Raw genomic sequence first — 21,554 nt, forward strand, 5'->3', positions numbered from 1 at the left:
TCATTTCTCCTTTGCATTTTTTATAACGATGACAAGCAGGATGCTGATCAAGGTGAAGGCAATGAGAGCAAGGAACGGAATCGTGATAAACCCTAGCCAGTTAATATAGTCCGTGTTGCATGGCACAATGCCGCAAGCGCTGCCGAGATCTTGAAGGGCAGGTATTTTTTGAATCGAGTAATGATACAGCGATGTGAGTCCTCCGATAATGGAGAGAATCAAGGCGTACGACGCGATCTTGTCGTCTTTCTTTGCGGAGGCAACCCCCAGTAAGATGACGAGCGGGTACATCAAGATTCGCTGGTACCAGCACAGGTCACACGGTATGTACTTTAACACCTCTGAAAAAAACAAACTGCCTCCTGTTGCGATGAGGGAGACTCCCCATGCGGCAAACATGGCTTGTTCAACGATTTGCTGACGTTTCATATAAACACCTCGTCCATATCTTAACATATTACAAATCGAAAGTAGATTATAAAAAGTAATAATTTGTTGAAAGTATGGGCTTGTCTCCTGCATCATACTGGCTGCACTACCCGATGCGCTTGCAGCAGGTAGAAACCAGTGCGAAAGCTCTCCGTTTTCCCGACCATAATCAGTAGACCCGTACGTGTGGAGAGGATTGCCTTTCCCGAATCGGTACGAAAGTGGTTTGTAGCGAAGGCCATTCGACGAGCATGACGCCTCGCCAATATCCTGCGCCACCATCAATGCCGACCATATTGTCTCTGCGCCAAGGACCGCTGCCAGCGTATTGAGGCAATCCTGGCACAGGGGTATGGCCAAAGATGACTGGGAGATCTCCATCATAATTCAGGTAGAAAGGCTCGCGAATCCATAGTAAATCATGCGGATTTTGTTCCTGCAAGGGGACGCCGGGTCGAATGCCTGCGTGTACCAAAAGTGCAGCTGGAGCTCCTGTTCGCGGATCGGCTGGCAGCTCTATATACAAAGGAAGAGACGACAAGGCTGGTAAAATTGCTGGGTAGTGTGAAAGGATAAATTGCCGTGCTTCTTCTTGTTCCTGCAAAGAAGGCACCCGATTAAGAAAAGCTCGCCGAAGCGGGTGATTCTCTAAGAAAGAACGAATGGTGGCATCGCCGCCGTTGTAGCGCAGGTATAACTCGGGATTGCCGTTGCCGGATAGCCAATCTACAAGCATTTGCTCGTGGTTGCCTTTTATGAGATAGATTTGGTTCGGATACGTCTGCCGAAGAGCGAGTAAATCGAGCAATACTTCCTTTGATTCAGGTCCTCGATCGATCATGTCCCCCAATACGAACAGACGATCACCAGCTTGAGGGGAGAAGGAAACGTCCCGTAGCGCCTTTTGAAAGGCCTGATTCTGACCATGTATGTCCGAGACCAAATAAGTAGCCAAACAAGATCACCCTCCTCGATTGCCCGTTTTGCCTATTAGTAGGATATGTTTGTGCAAAGTGGAGGGTGAAAGGGTGTGTCTCTTTCCCAGGTGTATAAATGGGTGCACATCTTTTGTAAATGGGAATAGAGATGCATAATGAGTCAAATACCCATACGGTGGGAGGATCAAACGAAAGATGGCTACTTCTTATCGCGACTATACATCGCCAAATACGCAGTTCACGTACGATATGAGAAATAATCTGTTTTTCAAAAAGGACGATCGGAATTTCATCGATTCCTTGGGGATCGCCCAATTAAATACATTGGGCAACAGTTCGCTGCTAGATATTTTCCTGACAACCGGAAATGTTGTCGAGCCACACATTCATCAAAATGCAGCAGAACTGGTGTATTGCATCGCTGGTGAAGCCATTGTGTCCTTGATCAATCCTTTTACTAATCAATTGCTCAACTATCATATAAAACCGAGACAAGTTGCCAATATTCCGCAGGGCTGGTGGCATTATGAAATGGCCTTGACAGACGATACGCATCTATTGGCTATTTTTGATGCGCCTGTACCTGAGGTGATCTTTGGCTCCGATATATTACGATTGACTCCTGCGAGTGTGTGGGCACATACGTATTGTTTAGACGAAGGAAAGGTACAAGAAACATTTGCGCCTCTTACCCAAACAGTTGTGATTGGTCCGCCAGTAGGGTGTCAGCAGCAGGGGACGTTGCCAGATAGAGCTGCTTCAAGCCAGTATCCGTACTATGGTTACTCGAGTCATTTGCCAGACAGTTACGGTTATTACGATACCAACTACATGCAGCAGGGTGGGTATGGACAGCACCCAGTCTATCAACAGCAGACCGGTTATCCGCAATATGGCACGAATCCCCCTCATACCGGATATCCGCCACAGCCCGTTTATCCATCCTATTAAAGAGAAAGAAAGATCGTGTTCTGATGGGCAGGTCTCCTAAATCTGTTCTTCTTCTATTACAATCAGAAGAAGAACATTTTCAAAGAAGAGGGGAGACCATGATGGATCATCTGGCACACTGGTTACGGACATCTTCCTTTACCGTCGTATTCACCGGAGCAGGCATGTCGACAGAGAGTGGCTTGCCTGATTTTCGTTCACAGTCGGGGCTATGGCGTGGCAAAGATCCGATGCAACTCGCGAGTACACGCGCGATGATGGAGAATCGGGAAGCGTTTGTGGAATTTTATCAGATGCGCATTCAAGGACTACTGTCTTGCAAGCCACACGCCGGACACGAATGGTTAGCAGAATGGGAGCGCCGTGGTTTCGTTCATGGGATCATTACACAAAATGTAGATGGCTTTCATCAAGCGGCGGGAAGCTTGGCAGTAGCCGAACTCCATGGCTCCCTTGCGAAAATCCGCTGTCTAGACTGCGGGACCGAGTATGCCAATACATGTTATCTGGAGGATCAAGGGACGATTTGCGCATGCGGAGGCTTTTTGCGTCCTGGTGTTGTCCTGTTTGGCGAATCTTTGCCGCAATCCCAAGTCGATCAGGCCATCTCGTGGACGGAACAAGCCGATTTGTTCATCGTGTTAGGTTCTTCTCTAACCGTGAGTCCAGCTAATTGGTTTCCGCAGCATGCAAAAGAAAGAGGAGCCAAACTGGTCATTGTCAATCAGGAACCTACCCCATTGGACGCGTGGGCAGATGAGGTCATCCAAAAAGAACGGATCGGCGACGTGTTGCAAAGAGTAGGACGGTCATTAGGAGAATAAAAGCAGGCGTGCTCGATGAAAAGAGTACGCCTCTTCTGTTTGGGCTCGTTGACCTGCTTTACTGCTGGTGACGCTTCCTATTGTATTTTTGTCCATGAGTTATTATTACTTAATATTCAATATTTTACCATTAATGAGGCGGCATTCCAATATTTGGTCCATCCATTTGAATCACCCTAGAGCTTGCGCGAAAAACATGATACCATCGAGTGTAAGATTCATATGGCTTCTCGATAAGCAAATAGAAAAGAACAGGTGACGTTCATGCAAATATTATCAGTAGAAAACCTCTCCAAAGGCTATGGAGAAAAAGTATTGTTCGATAACATTTCCTTTCATATTGCCGAGCAAGAGCGCATTGGTCTGATCGGTGTTAATGGTACGGGAAAATCCTCGCTCTTGAAAATCGTAGCAGGCTTGGATACAGCGGATAGCGGGAAAATTGTTCACGCGAATCATTTCCATGTGGAGTATTTGCCGCAAAATCCTGATTTTGACGAAAACTCCTCCATACTGGAACAAGTATTTTACGGCGATTCTCCACTCATTCAGCTTTTGCGTGATTATGAAACAGCACTAGAGGCTGTTCAGGAATCGCCTGACGACGAGAAAAAGCAGGCGCGATTGTTTGCTGTTCAAAACCGGATGGATGCGGCTGATGCTTGGGAGAGCAATACGCAAGCCAAAATGATCTTGACCAAGCTTGGCCTGCACAATTTCTCGCAAAAGGTAGGCGAGCTCTCTGGTGGGCAAAAAAAGCGTGTAGCCATGGCACGTGCTTTGATCCAACCAGCAGACCTGCTTATTTTGGATGAGCCTACGAACCATATTGACAATGAGACAGTCGAGTGGCTGGAAGAGTATTTGTCCCGATACAAGGGTGCTTTGCTGCTCGTTACCCATGATCGTTACTTCCTGGATCGCGTGACGAACCGCACGTTTGAGCTGGATCGCGGCAACCTCTATAGCTACGAAGGCAACTACGCGATGTTCCTGGAGAAAAAAGCAGAGCGTGAAGAAAATGAAGCGGCCGTAGAGAGCAAGCGGCAAAATCTGCTTCGACGCGAGCTGGCATGGCTTCGTCGCGGAGCAAAAGCACGGACGACCAAACAAAAGGCGCGTGTGCAACGGGCTGAGGAGTTACGAGATAAAGCTGTAGATGGACCGGCTGCCAAGATGGAAATGGCACTCGGGGCCAGTCGTCTCGGCAAAAAGGTGATTGAGCTTACAAACATCCATAAAGCGTACGGTGAGCGAAAACTGATCAACGATTTCAGCTATATTGTCCTACCGGGTGATCGTGTGGGGATTATCGGGCCAAATGGAAGCGGAAAAACAACGCTCTTGAACATGCTTGCAGGAAGAATTCAACCAGATAGCGGTTCATTGGAAATTGGGACGACCGTAAAAATCGCCTACTACACGCAGGATAGTGTCGAGATGGACGAAAAGCTGCGCGTCATCGAATATGTAAAGGAAGCCGCAGAGGTCATTCAGACGAGCAACGGAGAATCGATTACGGCATCGCAAATGCTGGAGCGGTTCCTGTTTTCGCCGCATATGCAATGGACACCGATTTCCCGCCTGTCTGGGGGAGAGCGCAGACGTCTCTATCTGCTTCGGACGTTGATGGGAGAGCCGAATGTGCTGTTTTTAGATGAGCCGACCAATGATTTGGATATTCAAACACTCAGTATTTTGGAGGATTATCTCGAGCAGTTCCCCGGCGCAGTCATCACGGTATCGCATGACCGCTATTTCCTCGATCGTACCGTAGACCATTTGTTTGCTTTTGAGGGGCAAGGAAACATTCGTCATTACTACGGCAACTACTCCGAGTACCTGGAAGAAAGACGTCAGGAAAAGGCAACACAAGTGCAAGAAGCGGATCAACAGGCAGAAAAGGAGCAAAGCAACAGCGGGGCTAATCGAGGCAACAATCGCACGCGCAAGCTGTCCTACAAGGATCAGAAGGAATGGGATGCGATTGAAGGCAAGATCGCAGCTTTGGAAGAGCGCAGCGTAAAGCTAAAGCAAGAGATTGCAGCGTCTGGGAGCGATTACGGCAAAATTGAAAAGCTCTATGCAGAAGAACAGCAAGTGGCGGCAGAGCTGGAAGCCACTATTGAGCGTTGGGCGGAATTATCTGCAATGGTAGAGGAATTGGAGCAAGGGAAATAATTAGTGACGTAGCCAGTAATTGAGGGCTGGGAATCCGACGCATCCACCTGTAGACTAGAGTAGATTACTAGAGTAGAGGAGTCGCTGTCGTTGCCTGCCTATAAGTTAGACCCGGAATGGGTGATGTCTTACCTAGAGCTGCAAGAACATCAGCTCTCTTCCGAAGTGCATCCAGAGGATAAAGAAGTGATCATGAACAAGATCAGGGAAATGACGTTATCGATCATGTACAAGCAAGCGAGAAGATTTCTTGTATACTTGGAATCGGATGAAACGGAAGCAGAAAGAACGAAAAAGACTCGTCTTATGTGAAGAAGACCCGCCTTGGTTTAAAAGGGCGGGTCTTTGTTTCTATTTATTGCTGTCTGATTCGAACGGGCGTACCTATGGGCACGATTTTTGCCAGCGCATTCACGTCCTCATTGAACATGCGAATACAGCCGTGAGATACATACTTGCCAATAGAAGAAGGATCATTCGTACCATGAATCCCATAGTGTGGCTTACTTAGTCCCATCCATAAGGTGCCGAAAGCACTCAAACGACCTCCCGGATAGGAATTCGGATAGGGGACCTTACTGATGATGGTAAAATCCCCTCGTGGTGTCGATGTGGCAATTTTGCCCAAGGCGACAGGATAAGAACGGATGAGTCGGTTCCCATCGAACAGGTCGAGCCGTAGCTTCGCAATCGAGATGCGGATGTTGTAGGACGGCAGCTTCTTCACCTCCCCCACAAACGATACGAAATGCCGCTTTTACCATCTTATGAAAACCAACGGAACCGGTACCTTTTCTCTGATGATTAATGTAGTTTGAAATCTAACGAAAACGTATCTGGATAGCGTAGTCCGTCACGATAGAACAAGGTCCGCACCCAGACGTACATCCGTAATGGAATGGAAGGAAAGACGATGGCGAGCTTACCTTCTTCCAAGACAGGCAAATCGAGCGGCGATTGAATTTCATAAGGGACTCCTTCTTGATCAAGCAACGTTTTGTAATGTTGAGCCTCACTCCAGCTAACAGGATAATAAAATGATCTCTCCATCCAATTCCAACACCTTTCCAGGTTTCACTGCTTCCCATTGTATGTAAAACATTTGAGATAAAAAAAGAAACAAACGCCATAGTCATTGGAAAATAGGCAGCCTAATTGCGTTTTTTAAAGTGTCGTCTAGGCAAAAAACGTCATGATTTTCCCAGAAAATGCGTGTAAAGTGGAAGTAAGCACAAACTGGAGGGACAAGGGAATGAAGCAGACGCACTTGCACTTTAACATGCAAATAGGCAGAAAAAAGCCAGTGAGTGTAAACAACACGGAAACGGCCTGTCCTTTTTGTGATCGAAACAGTCTCACCGATGTTTTGGAGCAGCGGGGCTCCATGATTTGGCTCATGAACAAATTCCCTGTTCTGGAGGATACACATCAGACTGTTTTGATTGAGACGGATGAATGCCAAGGGGATTGGTCTGTCTATTCCAAAGAGCATGTACGTGCATTGCTGGCATTCGGGGTAGAGAAGTGGCTTGAAATGGAGCAAAGCAAGTCTTATCGTTCCGTTCTGTTTTTCAAGAACCACGGTCCGTATTCCGGAGGGAGCATTCGCCATCCGCACATGCAAATCGTCGGATTAAACGACTACGACTATCTGGATCAAGTAAAAGACAGTGACTTTATTGGCATGACCATCGATCAAGAGGCCGGGGTTGAATGCAATCTGTCTACGCATCCGCGTGCAGGTTTTTTTGAATACAATGTCATTCTTTCGGACTTTGATCGACTGCCGAAAATGGCAGACTACTTACAAATTTTAGCACATTGGATACTGACTCATGTCAATCCTCGTCATCAAAGCTATAATTTTTTCTTTTACCATTGGGGAGAAAAGCTGATCGCCAAAGTGGTTCCGAGATTTGTTACCTCGCCTCTTTACGTAGGCTATTCGATTCCGCAGGTCGCCAATAATTTGGAAGATATGGTCGCCCAATTGCAACGACGATACTTCTAATCATAGGAAGGGTGCTTACGCGATGACGTATACGATCTCGGCAAGAAAAACACTCACCTCAGAGGAACTGGCACAAATTAAAGAATTGGTTGGGATTTGCAATGAGCAGGATGGGATTGATCTCAAAGTAAACCCGGGGATGCTGGAGAAGCGTTCGGGAGAGCATGAAGAGGATTTTGTCTGTTATGCGGATGGAAGGCTGGTTGGCTTTCTCGGGCTTTACGTGTTTCATGGCGGTGAGGCAGAAGTAAGCGGCATGGTCCACCCAGCCTACAGGAGAAAAGGCATATTCACAGCGTTGCAAGCACAAGCCGCAGGTGCATGCAGACGAAGAGGCATACCGGCGCAGTTGTTTATCGTTCAGCGAGAATCGGAAAACGGTAAGTCATTTATGGAGCGAATCGGCGGGGAATATCAATTCTCGGAATATTGGATGGATTTGGGAGAGAAGCAAAGAGCAACGGTTTCTGGAAACGTGCTGCTTCGACCGGAGACCGCTAGTGACTACGAAACATTGATTTGGCTGAACGTCCATGGCTTTCAAATGGAGGAAGAACGTGCAAGGGAAATGGCCGAAAACATGGCGGGTGATCCAAAGGCCACCACGCTTTTGATGATTGTCGATGATAAGGCAATTGGTAAAATAAGTGTCAACAAGGATGAGGGCAAGGCGTTTATTTATGGATTTTGTGTCCACCCGGATTACCAAGGGAAAGGATATGGACGCCAGGCTTTGGCACAAACGATCGAGATGCTGGGGAAAGAAGGATACCAGAACATATCATTGGAGGTAGCCTGTGAAAACAGCAATGCTTTGGGGCTGTATGAATCATGCGGCTTTTTCGTAAAGTCGGCCAATGATTACTACAAGCTGGCGTTGTAGAGGGGCAAACTGCATTTCTCTATCTCTCGGGTTGGAAAACGTATTAAGTTCCATGCTACGATAGAAGAGAAAGCAAGTGTGCTGTAAAAAGGAGTGACTCATTATGAAACTGTTGTCCATCGAACCGACGCCGAGTCCAAACGTCATGAAGCTGAATGTAGACGAGCGTTTGCCTGATGGGGTCCAACATGTCTATACAAAGAAAGATACGAGTAAAGCACCAGAACTCATGAACAAGCTCTTGGAGATCGAAGGGGTTACCTCCATTTTTCATACGGCAGATTTTCTCGCGCTGGAGCGAAAGTCCAATGCAGATTGGCAACGTATTTTGACGGTCGCGCGCGAGGTTTTGCATGCAGGTGGAGGAGCGGCTGTTCCTGACCTGTCTGCCGAAGATGCGGGGGCATTTGGAGAGGCGCAAGTGTACATTCAAATGTTCCGTGGAGTTCCGATGCAGGTCAAGGTGACCATGGGGACGGAGCAGATTCGTGCAGCGTTGCCAGAGCGTTTTGGACAGGCAGCCGTGCGGGCGGGATCTGCGTCGCCTAACCTCATCATGGAGCGAAAATGGGTCGAGCATGGCGTGCGCTATGGCGATTTGCGCGAGATTGGTGAAGAGGTCGCACTGGAAGTCGATGCTTCCTATCCGGAGAGCCGCGTGGAAGAAATCGTGGAACAGGCCATGGCGCTTGGTCCCGGGGAAACCCCAGAGCCAGTCGTGCGTGAAAAGAAAGTCGTTACGCTGGAGATGCTCGATGATCCGGATTGGCAAAAAAGATATGAAGCGCTGGATCGAATGGAGCCTACTGAAGAGGATTTGCCTGTTTTAGAAAAAGCGCTTCGTGATAGCAAGCCATCGATTCGCAGGCTGGCCGTTGTGTATTTGGGTATGATTGGCGGAGATGACGTCTTCCCGCTGCTGTTTGAAGCGCTCCGCGATGATTCCGTCTCTGTACGACGCACAGCGGGAGATACCTTGTCTGACTTAGGTGACACACGCGCAATTCTGCCGATGTGTGAGGCGTTGAAGGATAAAAATAAGCTGGTACGCTGGCGTGCTGCACGTTACTTGTTTGAGGTGGGGGACGAAACGGCCTTGGATGCTTTGCGTGCCGCACAGAATGATCCCGAGTTCGAGGTCAGCTTGCAAGTCCAAATGGCTGTCCAGCGCATTGAAAGCGGCGAGGCGGCAAGCGGTACCGTTTGGCAGCAAATGACTCGGCGAAACGATTAGTTCGCTCCTTCCCGTTGCGTTTGAGCCCTCTATCAAGCAGATTCCTGCTGGAGAGGGCTTTTTTATGGTATTTTCGTTGGTTGGATATACAGCGGATAGCGGGGCATACTGCTTCAAGAAGAGCGGTAAACAAGCTGGTTTATTAGGTAAATATTGGTATAAGTCAGTATAAAAATAGACACAGTTCAATAATAGTTGACTTCCACCTTATCCATCCCTTAGACTAGGATAGGGTTTAGTTTATGTATTCAACATCGCTAGTGCGTAGGGGAGATTGTGTATGACAACCAATCACTATGACGTTGTTATTGTAGGTGGAGGACTTGCTGGTCTTTCCAGCGCTGCCTACCTGTCGTCGAAAGGCAAAAAAGTTGCAGTTTTGGAACGCGGTCAATTGGGTGGACGTGCCGTTACACTGAAGATCAAAGGATTTAACTTCAACTTCGGTGCCCACGCCATTTATGCTCGCGACAGCTCCGTTTTGAGAACGTTTGAAAAAGAATTGGGTCTGAACATCGATTGGCAGGATTTCAATCCGACAAAAGCCAAGTACGATATTGGTAGCGATCTGACTGCAGTTCCGGCGAATGTACAAGGACTTTTCCAAACGAAGCTCTTAAAAGGTATGGACAAAGTATTGTTCACGTTTGAGATTTTGAAAACGATGCTAAAAATGGAGAAAGGCCATCCACATATGTCGATTCAAAAGTGGATGGAGAAAAAGCAAGTCAACGAAGAAGTGCGAGAAATGATGTTGACGCTTGCTTCTTCCAACTTCTTCACGCGTGAGCCTGAAAAGATTCCTTCTGACGTTTTCTTTTCTTACTACAGCCGTTTGTTTACAACGAATAAACCGGTAGCGTATATCGGTGGCGGCTGGCAAGCACTGATCAATGAATTCGTGCGTGTGATTGAAGCAAATCAGGGTACGATTCTGATCAAAACCAAAGTAGAAAAGTTCCAAGTAGAGAATGACCGTGTGGTTGGAGTGGTGACACCGGAGGGCGAATTTACGGCGGATGAATTTATTTGCTGTATCCCGCCGAAGGAGATGGCGAAGGTCTTTGCGGAGACGCGCCTGGAACATGCGGTTGCACAGCATGCTGAATACGAGCCAACGGTTGTTATGGTGTATGACATTGGCTTGAAAGAGCGAATTGACGTACCGTTCTCCTACATCTACGAAAAAGCAAACAATATTTTCATTACCGATATCTCGTATTATGACCGCACTTGTGTACCTGAAGGCGGGCAGTTGCTGCAGGCGACTGCTTACATGCGTCAGGATGAAGTAGGAAACAAGGAAGCGGCCGAAATCCGCAAACAAGAGATTGAAAACCTGTATGACAAGCATTTCCCAGGCTGGCGTGAGCAACTGGTTGTGCCGCGCGTTTCTGCTCGTGCAGTCGTACAGGAGATCAAATGGACCATGAATCAGAAGCCAATGCCGATTTTCATGCCGGATTACCGCAACCTGTTCTTTGCGGGTGACTGGTGTGAAGGACAAGGCCAACTGTCTGAGCTGTCTTTCTCTAGCGCGATGAACGTTGCCAAGCTGATTTTGGAAAAAGAATAAGTCGATGACGAGCGGGTGTTCCTTGGAGAAAGGAATGCCTGCTTGTTTTTTCTCATTCAACGTTATAAAGAGAAAGCCCGCCAATGGAGATGGCAGGCCACATGGATTACGCTTTCTGACTATATACGTGATAAACGAGATTGCCGATTTGCGCCATGACGTTGGCGGCATCCTTTTGTTCGAGTCCCTTGTTTAAAATGGACAAGGTGACAGCGTGTGAACCGACGTAGAGGATTCCGACATCATGCGTGATTTTGGTTACAGAGCCAGTCTTGTTGGCGAATTCCCATTTCGGAATCGTCCCGATCACATCACCGTACGGGTCAGGCAAAAGGAAGGGGATGCGCTCACGGTGCTGCTGAGTCTTCAAAATGGCGACCATTTTTAAACAGCTGTCGTAGGAGATGATTTTTCCTGTTGCCAAGTAGCGGAGGTGGCTTCCCATGTCTTTTGCCGTCACCTCATTGTATCCTTCCAATTCGGCTGGAACGACCATGAGTTTGTTGTAGAAGTGACTGTTTGTCATTTCGGTTTTTTGCATCGCGTTGCGGATGCTCTCTGTTCCGACGAGATCAATCATCATGTTCGTCGCCGTATTGTCGCTTTGGATGATCATCAGGGTAACCAGGTCGCGAATCGTAAATTCAGTGCCTGGAGTCATATGCTGAAGAACACCTGCACCGCCAACGAGATCCTCTGTGCGCAGCTTGATTTTGTCCTCGAAGGCAAACTTGCCTGCATACGCTTCTGCAAAAACAGCTGTCATGATCGGGACTTTGATCACACTGGCTGCATAGAAGCGCTGATCTTCGTTGATGGATAATGTTTCGCCGGTTTGCAAATCTTCGAAAAAGATTCCCCATTCCCCGCCAGCGTCCTTGATCAGACTGGATATTTGGGCAAAAAGACTGGATAACATGCAGACCCATCTCCTTTTGTTTCGATGTAGACAAAATTTTCTCAAGATAATATTATTTAGTCATGCTCCTAACAATCAAGAAGAATTATTCGAAGATGGGGGTTTTACTGTTGCATAAGTGGAAGAAACTATCATTTTGTGCTGTTCTGTTAACAAGTTTAGCATTCGCTGGTTGTGGAGCACCGCAAGCAAGCAACACGGGGGAGACGACAGGTGCGAAGCAGGAGCAGAGTAGCGCCCCCCAAACAATGCAGGTCAACCTGAACTCGGGTGAGCCAAGCACGATCGACCCTGGACTGGCAGAAGATATCCCTTCGATGTCTGTTGCCCGTGCAGCATTTGATGGCCTCCTGCGCCTGAATGAAAAAGGCGAGCTAAAAGAGGCGGTCGCAGAAAAGTACGAGGTTTCCGCTGATGGTCTCACGTACACCTTCCATCTGCGGGAGTCCAAATGGACCAATGGAGATCCGGTTACGGCTCATGACTTCGAATACGCATGGAAACGGGTTCTCGACCCGAAGACCGCTTCTGGTTACGCGTATCAGATGTACTATTTGAAAAATGGGCAAGCTTTTAACGCCAACAAGGCAAAAGCAGAAGATGTCGGCGTGAAGGCAACAGACGACAAGACGCTGGTGGTTACACTGGAAAACCCGGCGCCGTTTTTCCCGGGACTGGTTGCGTCCGTCACCTATTTCCCGGTCAACAAAAAAGCGGTTGAGGGCAACAAAGAGTGGGCTTCGAAGCCAGAGACGTACATTTCAAACGGGCCATTCAGCTTGAAAAATTGGGAGCACAAATCAAAGATCGAATTCGAAAAGAGCGATTCTTACTGGGATAAGGACGCTGTCAAATTGTCCAAGCTGACGTTGAACATGATCGAGGATGCCAATACAGAGCTATCGATGTTTGAAAAAGGTGATCTGGATTGGGCGGGCTCACCACTGGGCGATTTGCCGCTGGATGCGCTGGATGCGCTGAAAGAATCCGGAAAGATGCAATCTCAAGCAACAGCGGGTACGTACTGGTACATTTTTAATACGAAGCAAAAGCCGTTTGACAACAAAAAGATTCGTCAGGCATTTGCTACGGCAGTCAATCGTCAGGAAATCTCCGATAATGTCGTACCATATAAGAGCACGCCAGCGACGGGTATTCTCCCACCGACCATGGCACTCACGCCAGAAGGCTACATCAAAGACGGCGATGTAGAGACTGCGAAGAAGCTCTTGGCGGACGGTATGAAAGAAGCGGGGATCAAAGAGTTGCCACCGATCACGATTGCATACAATACATCAGAGGTTAATTCACGTATTGCGACAGTCATTCAGGATCAATGGCGCAAAGCATTTGGAATCGAAGTCAAACTGGTTAACAAAGAGAACAAGGTTCACCGTGAGGACATGAAGCAAGGGAACTTCACCATCGGTCGTGGTAGCTGGATTGGCGATTTCAACGATCCGATCAACTTCCTGGAAGTCTTCAAGGGTGGGCTGAATACATCCAAATGGGAAAACAAGGAGTTCCTCGATTTGCTCGCGCAATCTGCCAAAGAAGGGGATGTAGCGAAGCGCAAGGAAATCCTCAAGAAAGCTGAACAAATCGTCATGGATGAAATGCCTGCGTTGCCAATCTACTATTTCACCTATGCGTGGGTGAAGCAGGATAGCGTTAAAGATGTGGTAGTAGATGCACTCGGGTTCATCGATTTCAAGTACGCTTCCAATCAAAAGTAATCATGAGTCTATGAGGGAGTGACTGGCGTGCGTCCGATCATTGGTGTGGCATGTACGAAAATGTATTTTCCGAAGAACGATCTCGACCAGTTTTTCTATGTAGGTTCAGGCTATGTGAACGGAATTGCACGCAGTGGTGGTACTCCACTGATCTTGCCACTGCTGACGATTCAGGATGCTCCGTTTCGTGAGATGATTGAATCGCTGGACGGCTTGATTTTGTCCGGTGGTGAAGATCCTGCGCCGCATTTGTACGGCGAAGACCCGCTGCAAGGGCTGGGCGATATCAATTACGAAAGAGACATCACGGAGCTTGAGATTATCAAGATTGCGATGGAGCTGAAAAAGCCAATCCTGGGCATTTGCCGCGGGATGCAAATTTTGAATGTGGCGTGTGGCGGCACCCTCATTCAAGATATCCCGAACCAAGTACCAGGAGCATTACAGCATGCACAGAAGGGTTCGCGGCAATACGGGGCGCACAAGATTACGCTGCAACCTGGCTTTGTAGCGGATGCCCTCGGAAAGACAGAGGTGCTCGTGAACACTTCTCATCACCAAGCAGTCAAAGACATAGCACCGGGCTTCAAAGTCACAGGATGCGCGGTTGATGGTGTGATTGAGGCGATGGAAAGCCTCGACGGGCTACATGTAGGCGTACAGTGGCATCCAGAACGGATGTGGGCACACGACGACGACATGTTGAAGATTGCCGAGGCATTTGTTGCCCGGGTAAAGCAGTTGAAGCTGCAAGCGACTAACTAGAGTCGTAATGAGAGAAACCGTTCTGGGTTTGCCCAGAGCGGTTTTTTGCGTGCGGGAGGGCTTCCCCGTAGAAGTGTAGTGAAACAAGGATAAATGACAGGCAGAATCGAACTTCACGTAAGAGAGTGGATTTTGACATTCCGAAAGCCCCTGTATACTGAGCATAGAGGTGAGAGAAATGTTAAAGGTCGGAGACTCAGCTCCCGTTTTTACGGCGACGAGCACAAAAGGAACCATTGATCTTAGGAATCACATCGGCAAAGAAAATATTGTCCTCATTTTCTATCCGGGAGATGATACCCCGATTTGCACGAAGCAGCTATGTGCGGTTCAGGATCACTATACCAAAATCGAACAAGCAAATACTGTCGTTTTTGGTGTCAATTCCGGTGGCATGGACAAAAAGCGCTCGTTTGCTAATAAGTTCCGTTATGAATTTCCGTTGATCGTAGATGAAGACGAATCCATTCGAAAAGCATATGCTGTCGGCAAGGTTCTTGGATTGTTTTTCCAGCAACGCATTGTGTATATCATAGGCAAAAACGGGACGATCATCTACGCCAAAAAAGGAAATCCTCCAGTATCAGAGCTGCTACAGGTAATCGAAAGCCAAGCCTAGGACGTTCTCGCTTGCGTCAATGGAACAAAACAGGGATAATAGAAATGAGAATGTATGTTTGGTGGGTATCCCTATGAAAAAAATTCTTCACTTGGATATTGACGCATTTTTCGCGAGTGTAGAGCAGTTAGATCGCCCTGAACTTCGGGGGAAGCCGGTCATTGTCGGGGGAACTGGCAATCGAGGTGTCGTATCGACCTGTAGCTACGAGGCACGCAAATACGGTGTTCGCTCCGCAATGCCTGTCGCCATGGCAAGGAAGAAATGTCCGCAAGGCTATTATTTGCCTGTCCGCTATAGCCGTTATATCGAAAAATCGGCTGAAGTCAGACAGATATTTACTTCTTATACAGAACGTTATCAAACAGTGGGTCTAGACGAGGCTTATTTGGACGTGTCCCATTATAAGAATGCGGTACCCATCGCCCGCGATATCAAGAGGCGAATCAAACGAGAGACCGGACTTACTTGTAGCATCGGACTTTCCTACAATATGTCGTTGGCTAAGATTGCCAGTGATTTGAAAAAGCCGGATGCCTTTGTCATCATCCGACCAGAGCAGGCTTTGGATGTGCTGCGGCCGTTGCCAATTGGCACCTTGCATGGAGTCGGCAAAAAGTCACAAGAGCTGCTCGCGAAAAAGGGGATTGAGACGGTAGAGGATTTTTGGCGGCTTTCACTCGATGAGGCCACTACATTATTTGGGAAGTTCGGTCGTTCCCTCTATTACCGGGCGAGGGGAGAAGACAATCGCGAAATTGAGATGGACCGCGCGCCGAAATCAACGAGCCGCGAAACGACTCTGCCCTTTGATTTGTTTGATAGGGAAGCGATTGCGCCGATTGCCACCTCCCTTTTGCGTGAGGTCGAAGAGGACATCCGTGAAGAAGGGGTCGAGCCCCAGACGATTACGCTAAAAATCAAGTACGCGGACTTTACCCAGCGGACCAAGCAGCACAAGGCTGTGTCGGGGGCTAATTGGCAGGAGCTGTTGGACGATTTACTCGACGCTTTTGACTATACAGCGGGCGTTCGATTAGTTGGCGTAGGCTTTTCTAATTTTGCCGAGCAGCAAGGGGAGCGGTACGAACAGCTCTCGATGTTTTCGTGGAAGCTGGGGAGGTAAGGGAGGGAGAACGGTGGAGACAGAGAATGCCTTTCATTGCTGTGCGACCTGTATTCATTTTCGCGTGGAGAAAGGTACGGGTGGAGTCAGCTATCGATGTTCTCGTCTGACCTATGAGACGCGTCCGGACTATCGATTCCAATGCTGGACTCCGACTGAGAAGGTCAAGCGACTGATGGAAGCACGGAAAAGTCAATGATAACGACAAAAAAGAGGCACCCCCTTCGTCCGTATCGACAGAGGAGGTGCCTTTCTATTCCATTGTCAAGTCGAGGACCATCACTTCCTCCGGGCCATCCATTTCGCCATTGGAGGTAAAGCCTAACGACTCATACAGCTTACGAGCGAACTCGTTTTCAGGATGAATACTCAAGTAAATGCGCGTACAGCTGTAGCGTCTGCCCATTTCCTCAACGAGCATGCGCAGAAACTTTTTGGCGTAACCCTTCCCCTGATGGCGGCCATCAATCATAAAGCGATCCAGCCAAATTCGGCCATTCTCTACTTCGATCCCGTGCATGGCATAACCGACAGCGATGTCCTTGTCATACAAACCGCATGATATCCATTCCGGTTCAAACCCTGATTGGGCGATGGAAAAAGAGTTGCTTTCAATGAAGGAGTGTTGACGTTCCGTTACAGTCAAGCTGGCAATTTGGCGCCAATTTTCTTTCGTAATTTCACGAATCGACAAGCTCAAAATTTCATCTCGCTTTCCTTGATACTGAGGCTGGTGGATTTGCTTGCTTTTAATTGCACAAAAAGGAAAATGCCGAAGCCAAGGATGGATGCTGCAACGATCAGGAGGGCAGACGATACAGGAAGTAAATCCGTCAAAATTCCCCCTGCCAGTGGGCCTGCAACCATTCCGATCCCGTGAAACATATTAAAAAGAGAGTACGCTGTGCCGTATGCACCGCTTCCTCCTTGGTCAATGATGGCCCCCAGTGTAGCCAAGGTAGGCGATAAGGTGAAACCAATGCTGGCTCCAATCAGGGCCATTGCGAGCATTGCCTGCCAGAGGGAGTCCGCCCACGCCAAAAATGGCAGAAACACAGCCAACGTCATGATTCCGCCAAACATGAGTTTATACGGATTCATGCGGCCAGAAAGCGAGCCGGCAACTGGGGCGATCAGTCCGTACGCGAGTGTCATGACCCCAAACAAAAGACCAATCGTTGTCGGCGTCATGTTGAGTTTCTCTGTAAAAAATACGGGTAACGTCGGCTCCAGCAAGCAAAGGGAGATCTCAGCCAACAGGACGATTCCAGCGATAAAGATGACTTGCGGATTGCGGATAAATCCACCAACATGAAGCTTTTCACTGACAGTTTTCGTCGCGTCTTCCTTCAAGAACAAGTAGACCAGCACAATGTTGATCACAGTAAAGGCTGCTGCTGCCAGGAAAGGCATGCGATGGTCACTGATTTCAAACAGCCATCCGCCAATCGGCGCTCCGAGCAATGTACCGGTCGAAATGGCCGTCAATGCAATTCCCATTACAGTTCCCCGCATTTTGGATGGGAACAAATCCGCCAAGAGGGCAAGGGCAGTTGGCCATGTAGCCGCAGCAGCAATACCTTGAACAAAACGCGCGGTAATCAACAAGGCCATTGTTTCAGAAAAAGCAAACAATAACGTAGAAGCAGCAAGACCGAGCAAACCGATCAAAAGCATAGTTCGTCTGCCGATCCGATCGGATATCGGCCCGAAAATAGGAGTGGCAATGAGCATTGCAATCGCATAGCTGCTAAACAGCACGCCCATCATTGTTGATGATGGCTGCAGCTTTTCCGTAAAATAAGGAACAATCGGAATCAATAAGCTATAGAGTAACATATCGATGAAAAGGATCAGGATGACAAACAAAAGTCCGATTCGTTGTTGTTTGGTCATTTGTGTAAAAATGGACATGATGGAACACCTCTCAACTATAAAAACTATTTTTGTTTTATTGGTTTTCTTACAAAAAACGATATCGTGGTCTTCCAATGTTAGTGGGATGACCACGAGTCATTTGTTACCTTTTATCGGCTGGTACCAATCCAAATAAGAGGACATCTACAATAGCGGATAGCGCTTCTGAGACTGTAATCTGGTTTTTCATGTAAAAGCGCTGGTCGAGTGTAGAATTCAGCGCATCGACAATGACCTTCAGCATGAGCGTGACGTCCATATTAACGATGAGTCCTTCTCGAATCGCTTGCTCGAGTAGGAGGCGAAGCGTCTGCCAATCCTCGGATAGAGAAGCCTCAACTTGGGCATATTGCTCAGGATAATATCGCTTCATCTGTTCGAGGATGCGCAAATCATAAAATTCATAGTGTGTCGGTAAAACCATCATGACGCCTTTGATTTTATCGATAAGAGAGAGACTGTCGTCTGCGAGAATTTGCTGTGTTTTTTCATCGCCCTCTTCAAAGGACTGCTGTATGATTGTTTCCAGAATTTCCACTTTGGATGAGAAGTGCTCGTATAACGTGCGTTTGCTGATCCCGAGCCGCTTCGCCAAATCATCCATGGAGAATTTCATGCCTTTATCGCGAATCTCTTCAATGAAACCTTTCATGATCCGGTTTTTCATTGCAATCGACCCCCAGCCAAAACAACGGAATAGAAAACCATAAAAACAAAAATAGTTTTCTTGGTAACGCCATTTTACACAGGATGAGAGTGCAATGCAAGTGGTGATCATGCTTTTTGTTTTGCAACCAAGTGGTCGATTATGGTATAGTAAGTGCCGAAATCGCGGTTGATTGCTTCACATCATTTGGAGGTGCCCCGTGTTTTTAGAGAAGCTGATGCCTAGTCAGTTCGTCGAATCAATCCATCACATTGACATAGATCAATTGAAACGAAATAACATCCGTGCGGTGATTACAGACTTGGATAATACCTTGGTGGAATGGGACAGGCCACATGCTACCGAGGAGGTCATCAACTGGCTTGCTCGCATGCATGAGGCAGGCATACAGGTCACTGTTGTCTCCAACAACAACAAGGAGCGTGTAGACCGCTTCTGTGCCCCATTAAATCTCGGGTTTATTTATGCGGCCAAAAAGCCGACAAACCGTGCCTTTTTGCAGGCAGTGCGGCAGATGAATGTAACCATCGCTGAGACTGTTGTCATTGGCGATCAATTGTTTACCGATGTGCTGGGAGGAAATCGATTAGGATTTCATACGATCCTGGTTGTTCCTGTAGCCCAGACGGATGGTTTTTGGACGCGCTTTAATCGTCAGATGGAGCGTGTGGCCCTTATTTGGATGGAGAGGAAAGGAATGGTTTCGTGGAGGAGAAAAGCATGACGGAACAATCGCATGGCTCTTGTGCTGGATGTGGGATTGCCATTCAGACAGCAGATGCAAAAAAGCCTGGCTATGCACCTGAATCCGCGCTTGGCAGAAAGGTAATCATTTGCCAGCGCTGTTATCGCATCAAGCATTATAATGAAGTAGCTCCCGTAGGAATGGGCGATGACGACTTCCTCAAGATTTTGGATGGCATCGGTTCTACGGAGTCTCTTGTCGTAATGGTAGTCGATATCTTTGATTTCCAAGGCTCCTGGCTCAAGGGTTTGCCACGTTTTGTCGGGAAGAATCCGATTTTGCTCGTGGGTAACAAGGTTGATCTGCTGCCGAGAAACATCAACCTGAACCGTGTACGCAACTGGATGCAGCACGAAGCAAAAGAACGCGGACTGCGCCCGGAGGATGTCGTTCTGATTAGCGCGCAGAAAGGGCTTCATATCGATGAACTGTTGAATCGCATTGGAGAGCTGCGCAAAGGCCGTGATGTTTATATTGTCGGTGTGACCAACGTAGGAAAGTCGACGATGATCAACCGTATCTTGCATGACTACGGCGCGGCTGAGCTGGAGATTACCACTTCGCCATTCCCTGGTACGACACTGGACAAAATCGAGATCCCGCTCGAGGATGGCCGCTCCATTTTTGATACGCCGGGAATCATTAATCGCGACCAGATCGGACATATGGTATCCCCGACTGATCTGAGAAAGATTACCCCGACCAGCCGGATCAATTCCAAGGTGTATCAGCTCGATGATGGACAATCGCTCTTTTTGGGTGGTTTAGCCCGTATCGACTTCGTACGCGGAGAGAGACAGCCGTTCATCGTCTATGTCGACAACGATCTGTACATCCACCGGACGAAGCTGGAGAAAGCAGACGAAGTGATGCAAAAGCACCATGGAACCTTGCTGGTACCGCCAACAGGGGAGGAAGCTGCGAAAGCACTTCCACCATTTGTGAAGCACACCTTTAAAATCAACAAGTCCACCACGACCACTGACATCGTAATTTCCGGTTTGGGCTGGGTCAGCATCCAAGGAAAACACGAAGCGAGTGTTGTCGTGCATGCACCTAAAGGCGTAAGTGTTGGGATGCGCAAAGGGCTGATCTAGCTTAAACAAGAAAAGTCGAGTTAGCCTTGCCCCTTGCCATATGCTATAGAGAGACGTCCGGGGAGGAAAAGCTCCATGATTACAAGCAAAACACAACTGGTTGGTCTGTTTGGGCATCCAGTTTCCCACTCACAATCACCGATGATGCACAATACAGCTTTTTTAGAGACCGGGTTGGGATTTGCCTATGCTGCGTTCGATGTGGAACCGGAAAATCTGGAAGATGCAGTCGCGGGTATTCGCGCGTTAGGCCTGAAAGGGATTAACGTCACGATTCCCCACAAGGTCGCTATCATGCCGATGCTGGATGAAATCGATCCGCTTGCCAAACGAATCGGTGCCGTTAATACCGTCGTTTCTCGTGATGGACGCTTGATCGGCTATAACACAGATGGTATGGGCTATGTTCGTTCGCTTGTGGAAGAGACGGGAATCGTTCTTGAAAAGCAAGTGGTAACCATGGTAGGGGCTGGAGGCGCTGCGCGTGCTGTGGCGTTTACCTTGGCTGAAAAAGGAGTCAAGGAAATTCGCATCATCAATCGTTCCCGGGAAAGAGCCGCGGTATTGGCTGAGCATGTGGGAACGATTGTACCTACGAAAATCGTAGAACAGGGCGAAGGGGAAGCAGCTATCGCGGACTCTTCGCTGTTGATCAATACGACATCAATCGGAATGCTGCCAAACGTGCAGGAGACACCTGTGCCAGCAGAGTGGCTTCATTCCGGTTTAACCGTTAGCGATCTGATTTATAACCCGCTCGAAACACGTCTGCTCAAAGAAGCGCGTGCCATCGGAGCCGCTGTTCATTCCGGAATCGGCATGTTCGTGAATCAAGGTGCACTGGCATTCGAGCTGTGGACGGGCGAACGTGCACCAACTGGGGTTATGCGTGAGGTCGTCTTGCAACAATTAAAGAAAACAACCTGATTGGCAGGA

The 21,554-nt window shown here is 48.2% G+C and carries 24 protein-coding genes; 16 read left to right on the forward strand and 8 right to left on the reverse strand.

Features of this window, described 5'->3' with window-relative positions; all coding sequences use genetic code 11:
• Together ACUUHJ_RS10855 and ACUUHJ_RS10860 are read right to left on the reverse strand one after the other, a co-directional pair.
• The gene (locus ACUUHJ_RS10855; RefSeq protein ID WP_142495733.1) at positions 1-429 is read right to left on the reverse strand and encodes a disulfide oxidoreductase; all 429 of its coding nucleotides are present in this window, start codon (positions 427-429) and stop codon (positions 1-3) included.
• A 169-nt stretch (positions 430-598) separates the two neighbouring features.
• Positions 599-1,384, reverse strand: a complete 786-nt coding sequence (locus tag ACUUHJ_RS10860) for a metallophosphoesterase family protein (protein ID WP_472298882.1) — start codon at positions 1,382-1,384, stop codon at positions 599-601.
• Positions 1,385-1,562: 178 nt separating this feature from the next.
• Between ACUUHJ_RS10860 and ACUUHJ_RS10865 the strand changes: the two genes are divergently transcribed.
• The 4 genes from ACUUHJ_RS10865 to ACUUHJ_RS10880 all read left to right on the forward strand — a co-directional run bounded on the left by ACUUHJ_RS10865 (position 1,563) and on the right by ACUUHJ_RS10880 (position 5,635).
• Positions 1,563-2,318, forward strand: a complete 756-nt coding sequence (locus ACUUHJ_RS10865) for a cupin domain-containing protein (protein ID WP_472298883.1) — start codon at positions 1,563-1,565, stop codon at positions 2,316-2,318.
• Positions 2,319-2,419: 101 nt separating this feature from the next.
• Positions 2,420-3,142 carry an NAD-dependent deacylase gene (locus tag ACUUHJ_RS10870; protein ID WP_289678065.1) on the forward strand — a complete coding sequence of 241 codons (723 nt, stop codon included), beginning with the start codon at positions 2,420-2,422 and terminating at the stop codon, positions 3,140-3,142.
• 264 nt (positions 3,143-3,406) lie between these two features.
• A complete protein-coding gene (locus tag ACUUHJ_RS10875) occupies positions 3,407-5,323 on the forward strand; it encodes an ABC transporter ATP-binding protein (RefSeq protein WP_472298884.1) in 1,917 nt (638 codons plus the stop codon).
• 90 nt (positions 5,324-5,413) lie between these two features.
• Positions 5,414-5,635, forward strand: a complete 222-nt coding sequence (locus ACUUHJ_RS10880; protein ID WP_289677267.1) for a hypothetical protein — start codon at positions 5,414-5,416, stop codon at positions 5,633-5,635.
• Positions 5,636-5,678: 43 nt separating this feature from the next.
• Here ACUUHJ_RS10880 and ACUUHJ_RS10885 read toward each other — a convergent pair whose 3' ends face one another.
• Both ACUUHJ_RS10885 and ACUUHJ_RS10890 read right to left on the reverse strand, forming a co-directional pair.
• Entirely contained in the window at positions 5,679-6,050 is a 372-nt protein-coding gene (locus tag ACUUHJ_RS10885; RefSeq protein ID WP_012685684.1) for a L,D-transpeptidase, read from the reverse strand.
• A gap of 77 nt (positions 6,051-6,127) precedes the next feature.
• On the reverse strand, positions 6,128-6,373 hold the full coding sequence (locus ACUUHJ_RS10890; protein WP_012685685.1) for a hypothetical protein: 246 nt from the start codon (positions 6,371-6,373) through the stop codon (positions 6,128-6,130).
• Between the two features lie 202 nt (positions 6,374-6,575).
• On the opposite strand from ACUUHJ_RS10890, the gene ACUUHJ_RS10895 reads away from it, so the two are divergent.
• The 4 genes from ACUUHJ_RS10895 to ACUUHJ_RS10910 all read left to right on the forward strand — a co-directional run bounded on the left by ACUUHJ_RS10895 (position 6,576) and on the right by ACUUHJ_RS10910 (position 11,027).
• Positions 6,576-7,334 carry a DUF4931 domain-containing protein gene (locus tag ACUUHJ_RS10895; protein WP_173604649.1) on the forward strand — a complete coding sequence of 253 codons (759 nt, stop codon included), beginning with the start codon at positions 6,576-6,578 and terminating at the stop codon, positions 7,332-7,334.
• Positions 7,335-7,356: 22 nt separating this feature from the next.
• Entirely contained in the window at positions 7,357-8,217 is an 861-nt protein-coding gene (locus ACUUHJ_RS10900) for a GNAT family N-acetyltransferase (protein ID WP_472298885.1), read from the forward strand.
• A gap of 103 nt (positions 8,218-8,320) precedes the next feature.
• Positions 8,321-9,451: a virulence factor gene (locus tag ACUUHJ_RS10905; RefSeq protein WP_172142980.1), complete on the forward strand. Its 1,131-nt coding sequence runs from the start codon at positions 8,321-8,323 to the stop codon at positions 9,449-9,451.
• A 280-nt stretch (positions 9,452-9,731) separates the two neighbouring features.
• A complete protein-coding gene (locus ACUUHJ_RS10910; RefSeq protein ID WP_016742568.1) occupies positions 9,732-11,027 on the forward strand; it encodes a phytoene desaturase family protein in 1,296 nt (431 codons plus the stop codon).
• Between the two features lie 106 nt (positions 11,028-11,133).
• Here ACUUHJ_RS10910 and ACUUHJ_RS10915 read toward each other — a convergent pair whose 3' ends face one another.
• Complete coding sequence (locus ACUUHJ_RS10915) at positions 11,134-11,946, reverse strand: serine hydrolase (protein WP_289677271.1); 813 nt, start codon at positions 11,944-11,946, stop codon at positions 11,134-11,136.
• A gap of 110 nt (positions 11,947-12,056) precedes the next feature.
• Here ACUUHJ_RS10915 and ACUUHJ_RS10920 point away from each other — a divergent pair, with 110 nt between their 5' ends.
• The 5 genes from ACUUHJ_RS10920 to ACUUHJ_RS10940 all read left to right on the forward strand — a co-directional run bounded on the left by ACUUHJ_RS10920 (position 12,057) and on the right by ACUUHJ_RS10940 (position 16,391).
• A complete protein-coding gene (locus ACUUHJ_RS10920; RefSeq protein WP_472298886.1) occupies positions 12,057-13,682 on the forward strand; it encodes a peptide ABC transporter substrate-binding protein in 1,626 nt (541 codons plus the stop codon).
• 27 nt (positions 13,683-13,709) lie between these two features.
• Positions 13,710-14,447, forward strand: a complete 738-nt coding sequence (locus ACUUHJ_RS10925; RefSeq protein WP_472298887.1) for a gamma-glutamyl-gamma-aminobutyrate hydrolase family protein — start codon at positions 13,710-13,712, stop codon at positions 14,445-14,447.
• Between the two features lie 178 nt (positions 14,448-14,625).
• Complete coding sequence (locus ACUUHJ_RS10930) at positions 14,626-15,066, forward strand: peroxiredoxin (protein WP_289677275.1); 441 nt, start codon at positions 14,626-14,628, stop codon at positions 15,064-15,066.
• A gap of 73 nt (positions 15,067-15,139) precedes the next feature.
• Positions 15,140-16,192 (forward strand): DNA polymerase IV, encoded by a 1,053-nt coding sequence (locus tag ACUUHJ_RS10935; RefSeq protein WP_472298888.1) that lies wholly within the window; start codon positions 15,140-15,142, stop codon positions 16,190-16,192.
• Positions 16,193-16,205: 13 nt separating this feature from the next.
• On the forward strand, positions 16,206-16,391 hold the full coding sequence (locus tag ACUUHJ_RS10940; protein WP_007727789.1) for a hypothetical protein: 186 nt from the start codon (positions 16,206-16,208) through the stop codon (positions 16,389-16,391).
• A 54-nt stretch (positions 16,392-16,445) separates the two neighbouring features.
• Here ACUUHJ_RS10940 and ACUUHJ_RS10945 read toward each other — a convergent pair whose 3' ends face one another.
• From ACUUHJ_RS10945 to ACUUHJ_RS10955, 3 genes are all read right to left on the reverse strand, one after another.
• A complete protein-coding gene (locus tag ACUUHJ_RS10945) occupies positions 16,446-16,892 on the reverse strand; it encodes a GNAT family N-acetyltransferase (protein ID WP_472298889.1) in 447 nt (148 codons plus the stop codon).
• Positions 16,889-18,106, reverse strand: coding sequence for an MFS transporter (locus ACUUHJ_RS10950; RefSeq protein WP_472298890.1), 1,218 nt, complete (start codon positions 18,104-18,106; stop codon positions 16,889-16,891). The genes ACUUHJ_RS10945 and ACUUHJ_RS10950 overlap by 4 nt, the downstream gene beginning before the upstream one ends.
• A gap of 106 nt (positions 18,107-18,212) precedes the next feature.
• On the reverse strand, positions 18,213-18,776 hold the full coding sequence (locus ACUUHJ_RS10955; protein WP_016742576.1) for a TetR/AcrR family transcriptional regulator: 564 nt from the start codon (positions 18,774-18,776) through the stop codon (positions 18,213-18,215).
• A gap of 199 nt (positions 18,777-18,975) precedes the next feature.
• Between ACUUHJ_RS10955 and ACUUHJ_RS10960 the strand changes: the two genes are divergently transcribed.
• The 3 genes from ACUUHJ_RS10960 (at position 18,976) to ACUUHJ_RS10970 (ending at position 21,545) form a co-directional block, all read left to right on the forward strand.
• The gene (locus ACUUHJ_RS10960; RefSeq protein ID WP_012685700.1) at positions 18,976-19,500 is read left to right on the forward strand and encodes a YqeG family HAD IIIA-type phosphatase; all 525 of its coding nucleotides are present in this window, start codon (positions 18,976-18,978) and stop codon (positions 19,498-19,500) included.
• On the forward strand, positions 19,497-20,618 hold the full coding sequence (yqeH, locus tag ACUUHJ_RS10965; RefSeq protein WP_289677279.1) for a ribosome biogenesis GTPase YqeH: 1,122 nt from the start codon (positions 19,497-19,499) through the stop codon (positions 20,616-20,618). Before ACUUHJ_RS10960 ends, yqeH begins: the two co-directional genes overlap by 4 nt.
• Positions 20,619-20,693: 75 nt before the next feature.
• Positions 20,694-21,545 carry a shikimate dehydrogenase gene (locus ACUUHJ_RS10970; RefSeq protein WP_472298891.1) on the forward strand — a complete coding sequence of 284 codons (852 nt, stop codon included), beginning with the start codon at positions 20,694-20,696 and terminating at the stop codon, positions 21,543-21,545.
• Positions 21,546-21,554: the final 9 nt, after the last annotated feature.

The organism is Brevibacillus schisleri (genome assembly GCF_055685845.1).

Excerpts from the sequence above, each read along its gene's own strand:
- ACUUHJ_RS10855 (WP_142495733.1), bottom strand. The coding sequence starts at position 429 with ATGAAACGTCAGCAAATCGTTGAACAAGCCATGTTTGCCGCATGGGGA.
- ACUUHJ_RS10865 (WP_472298883.1), top strand. The coding sequence starts at position 1,563 with ATGGCTACTTCTTATCGCGACTATACATCGCCAAATACGCAGTTCACG.
- ACUUHJ_RS10870 (WP_289678065.1), top strand. The coding sequence starts at position 2,420 with ATGGATCATCTGGCACACTGGTTACGGACATCTTCCTTTACCGTCGTA.
- ACUUHJ_RS10875 (WP_472298884.1), top strand. The coding sequence starts at position 3,407 with ATGCAAATATTATCAGTAGAAAACCTCTCCAAAGGCTATGGAGAAAAA.
- ACUUHJ_RS10890 (WP_012685685.1), bottom strand. The coding sequence starts at position 6,373 with ATGGAGAGATCATTTTATTATCCTGTTAGCTGGAGTGAGGCTCAACAT.
- ACUUHJ_RS10895 (WP_173604649.1), top strand. The coding sequence starts at position 6,576 with ATGAAGCAGACGCACTTGCACTTTAACATGCAAATAGGCAGAAAAAAG.
- ACUUHJ_RS10900 (WP_472298885.1), top strand. The coding sequence starts at position 7,357 with ATGACGTATACGATCTCGGCAAGAAAAACACTCACCTCAGAGGAACTG.
- ACUUHJ_RS10905 (WP_172142980.1), top strand. The coding sequence starts at position 8,321 with ATGAAACTGTTGTCCATCGAACCGACGCCGAGTCCAAACGTCATGAAG.
- ACUUHJ_RS10910 (WP_016742568.1), top strand. The coding sequence starts at position 9,732 with ATGACAACCAATCACTATGACGTTGTTATTGTAGGTGGAGGACTTGCT.
- ACUUHJ_RS10915 (WP_289677271.1), bottom strand. The coding sequence starts at position 11,946 with ATGTTATCCAGTCTTTTTGCCCAAATATCCAGTCTGATCAAGGACGCT.
- ACUUHJ_RS10930 (WP_289677275.1), top strand. The coding sequence starts at position 14,626 with ATGTTAAAGGTCGGAGACTCAGCTCCCGTTTTTACGGCGACGAGCACA.
- ACUUHJ_RS10935 (WP_472298888.1), top strand. The coding sequence starts at position 15,140 with ATGAAAAAAATTCTTCACTTGGATATTGACGCATTTTTCGCGAGTGTA.
- ACUUHJ_RS10950 (WP_472298890.1), bottom strand. The coding sequence starts at position 18,106 with ATGTCCATTTTTACACAAATGACCAAACAACAACGAATCGGACTTTTG.
- ACUUHJ_RS10955 (WP_016742576.1), bottom strand. The coding sequence starts at position 18,776 with ATGAAAAACCGGATCATGAAAGGTTTCATTGAAGAGATTCGCGATAAA.
- yqeH (WP_289677279.1), top strand. The coding sequence starts at position 19,497 with ATGACGGAACAATCGCATGGCTCTTGTGCTGGATGTGGGATTGCCATT.
- ACUUHJ_RS10970 (WP_472298891.1), top strand. The coding sequence starts at position 20,694 with ATGATTACAAGCAAAACACAACTGGTTGGTCTGTTTGGGCATCCAGTT.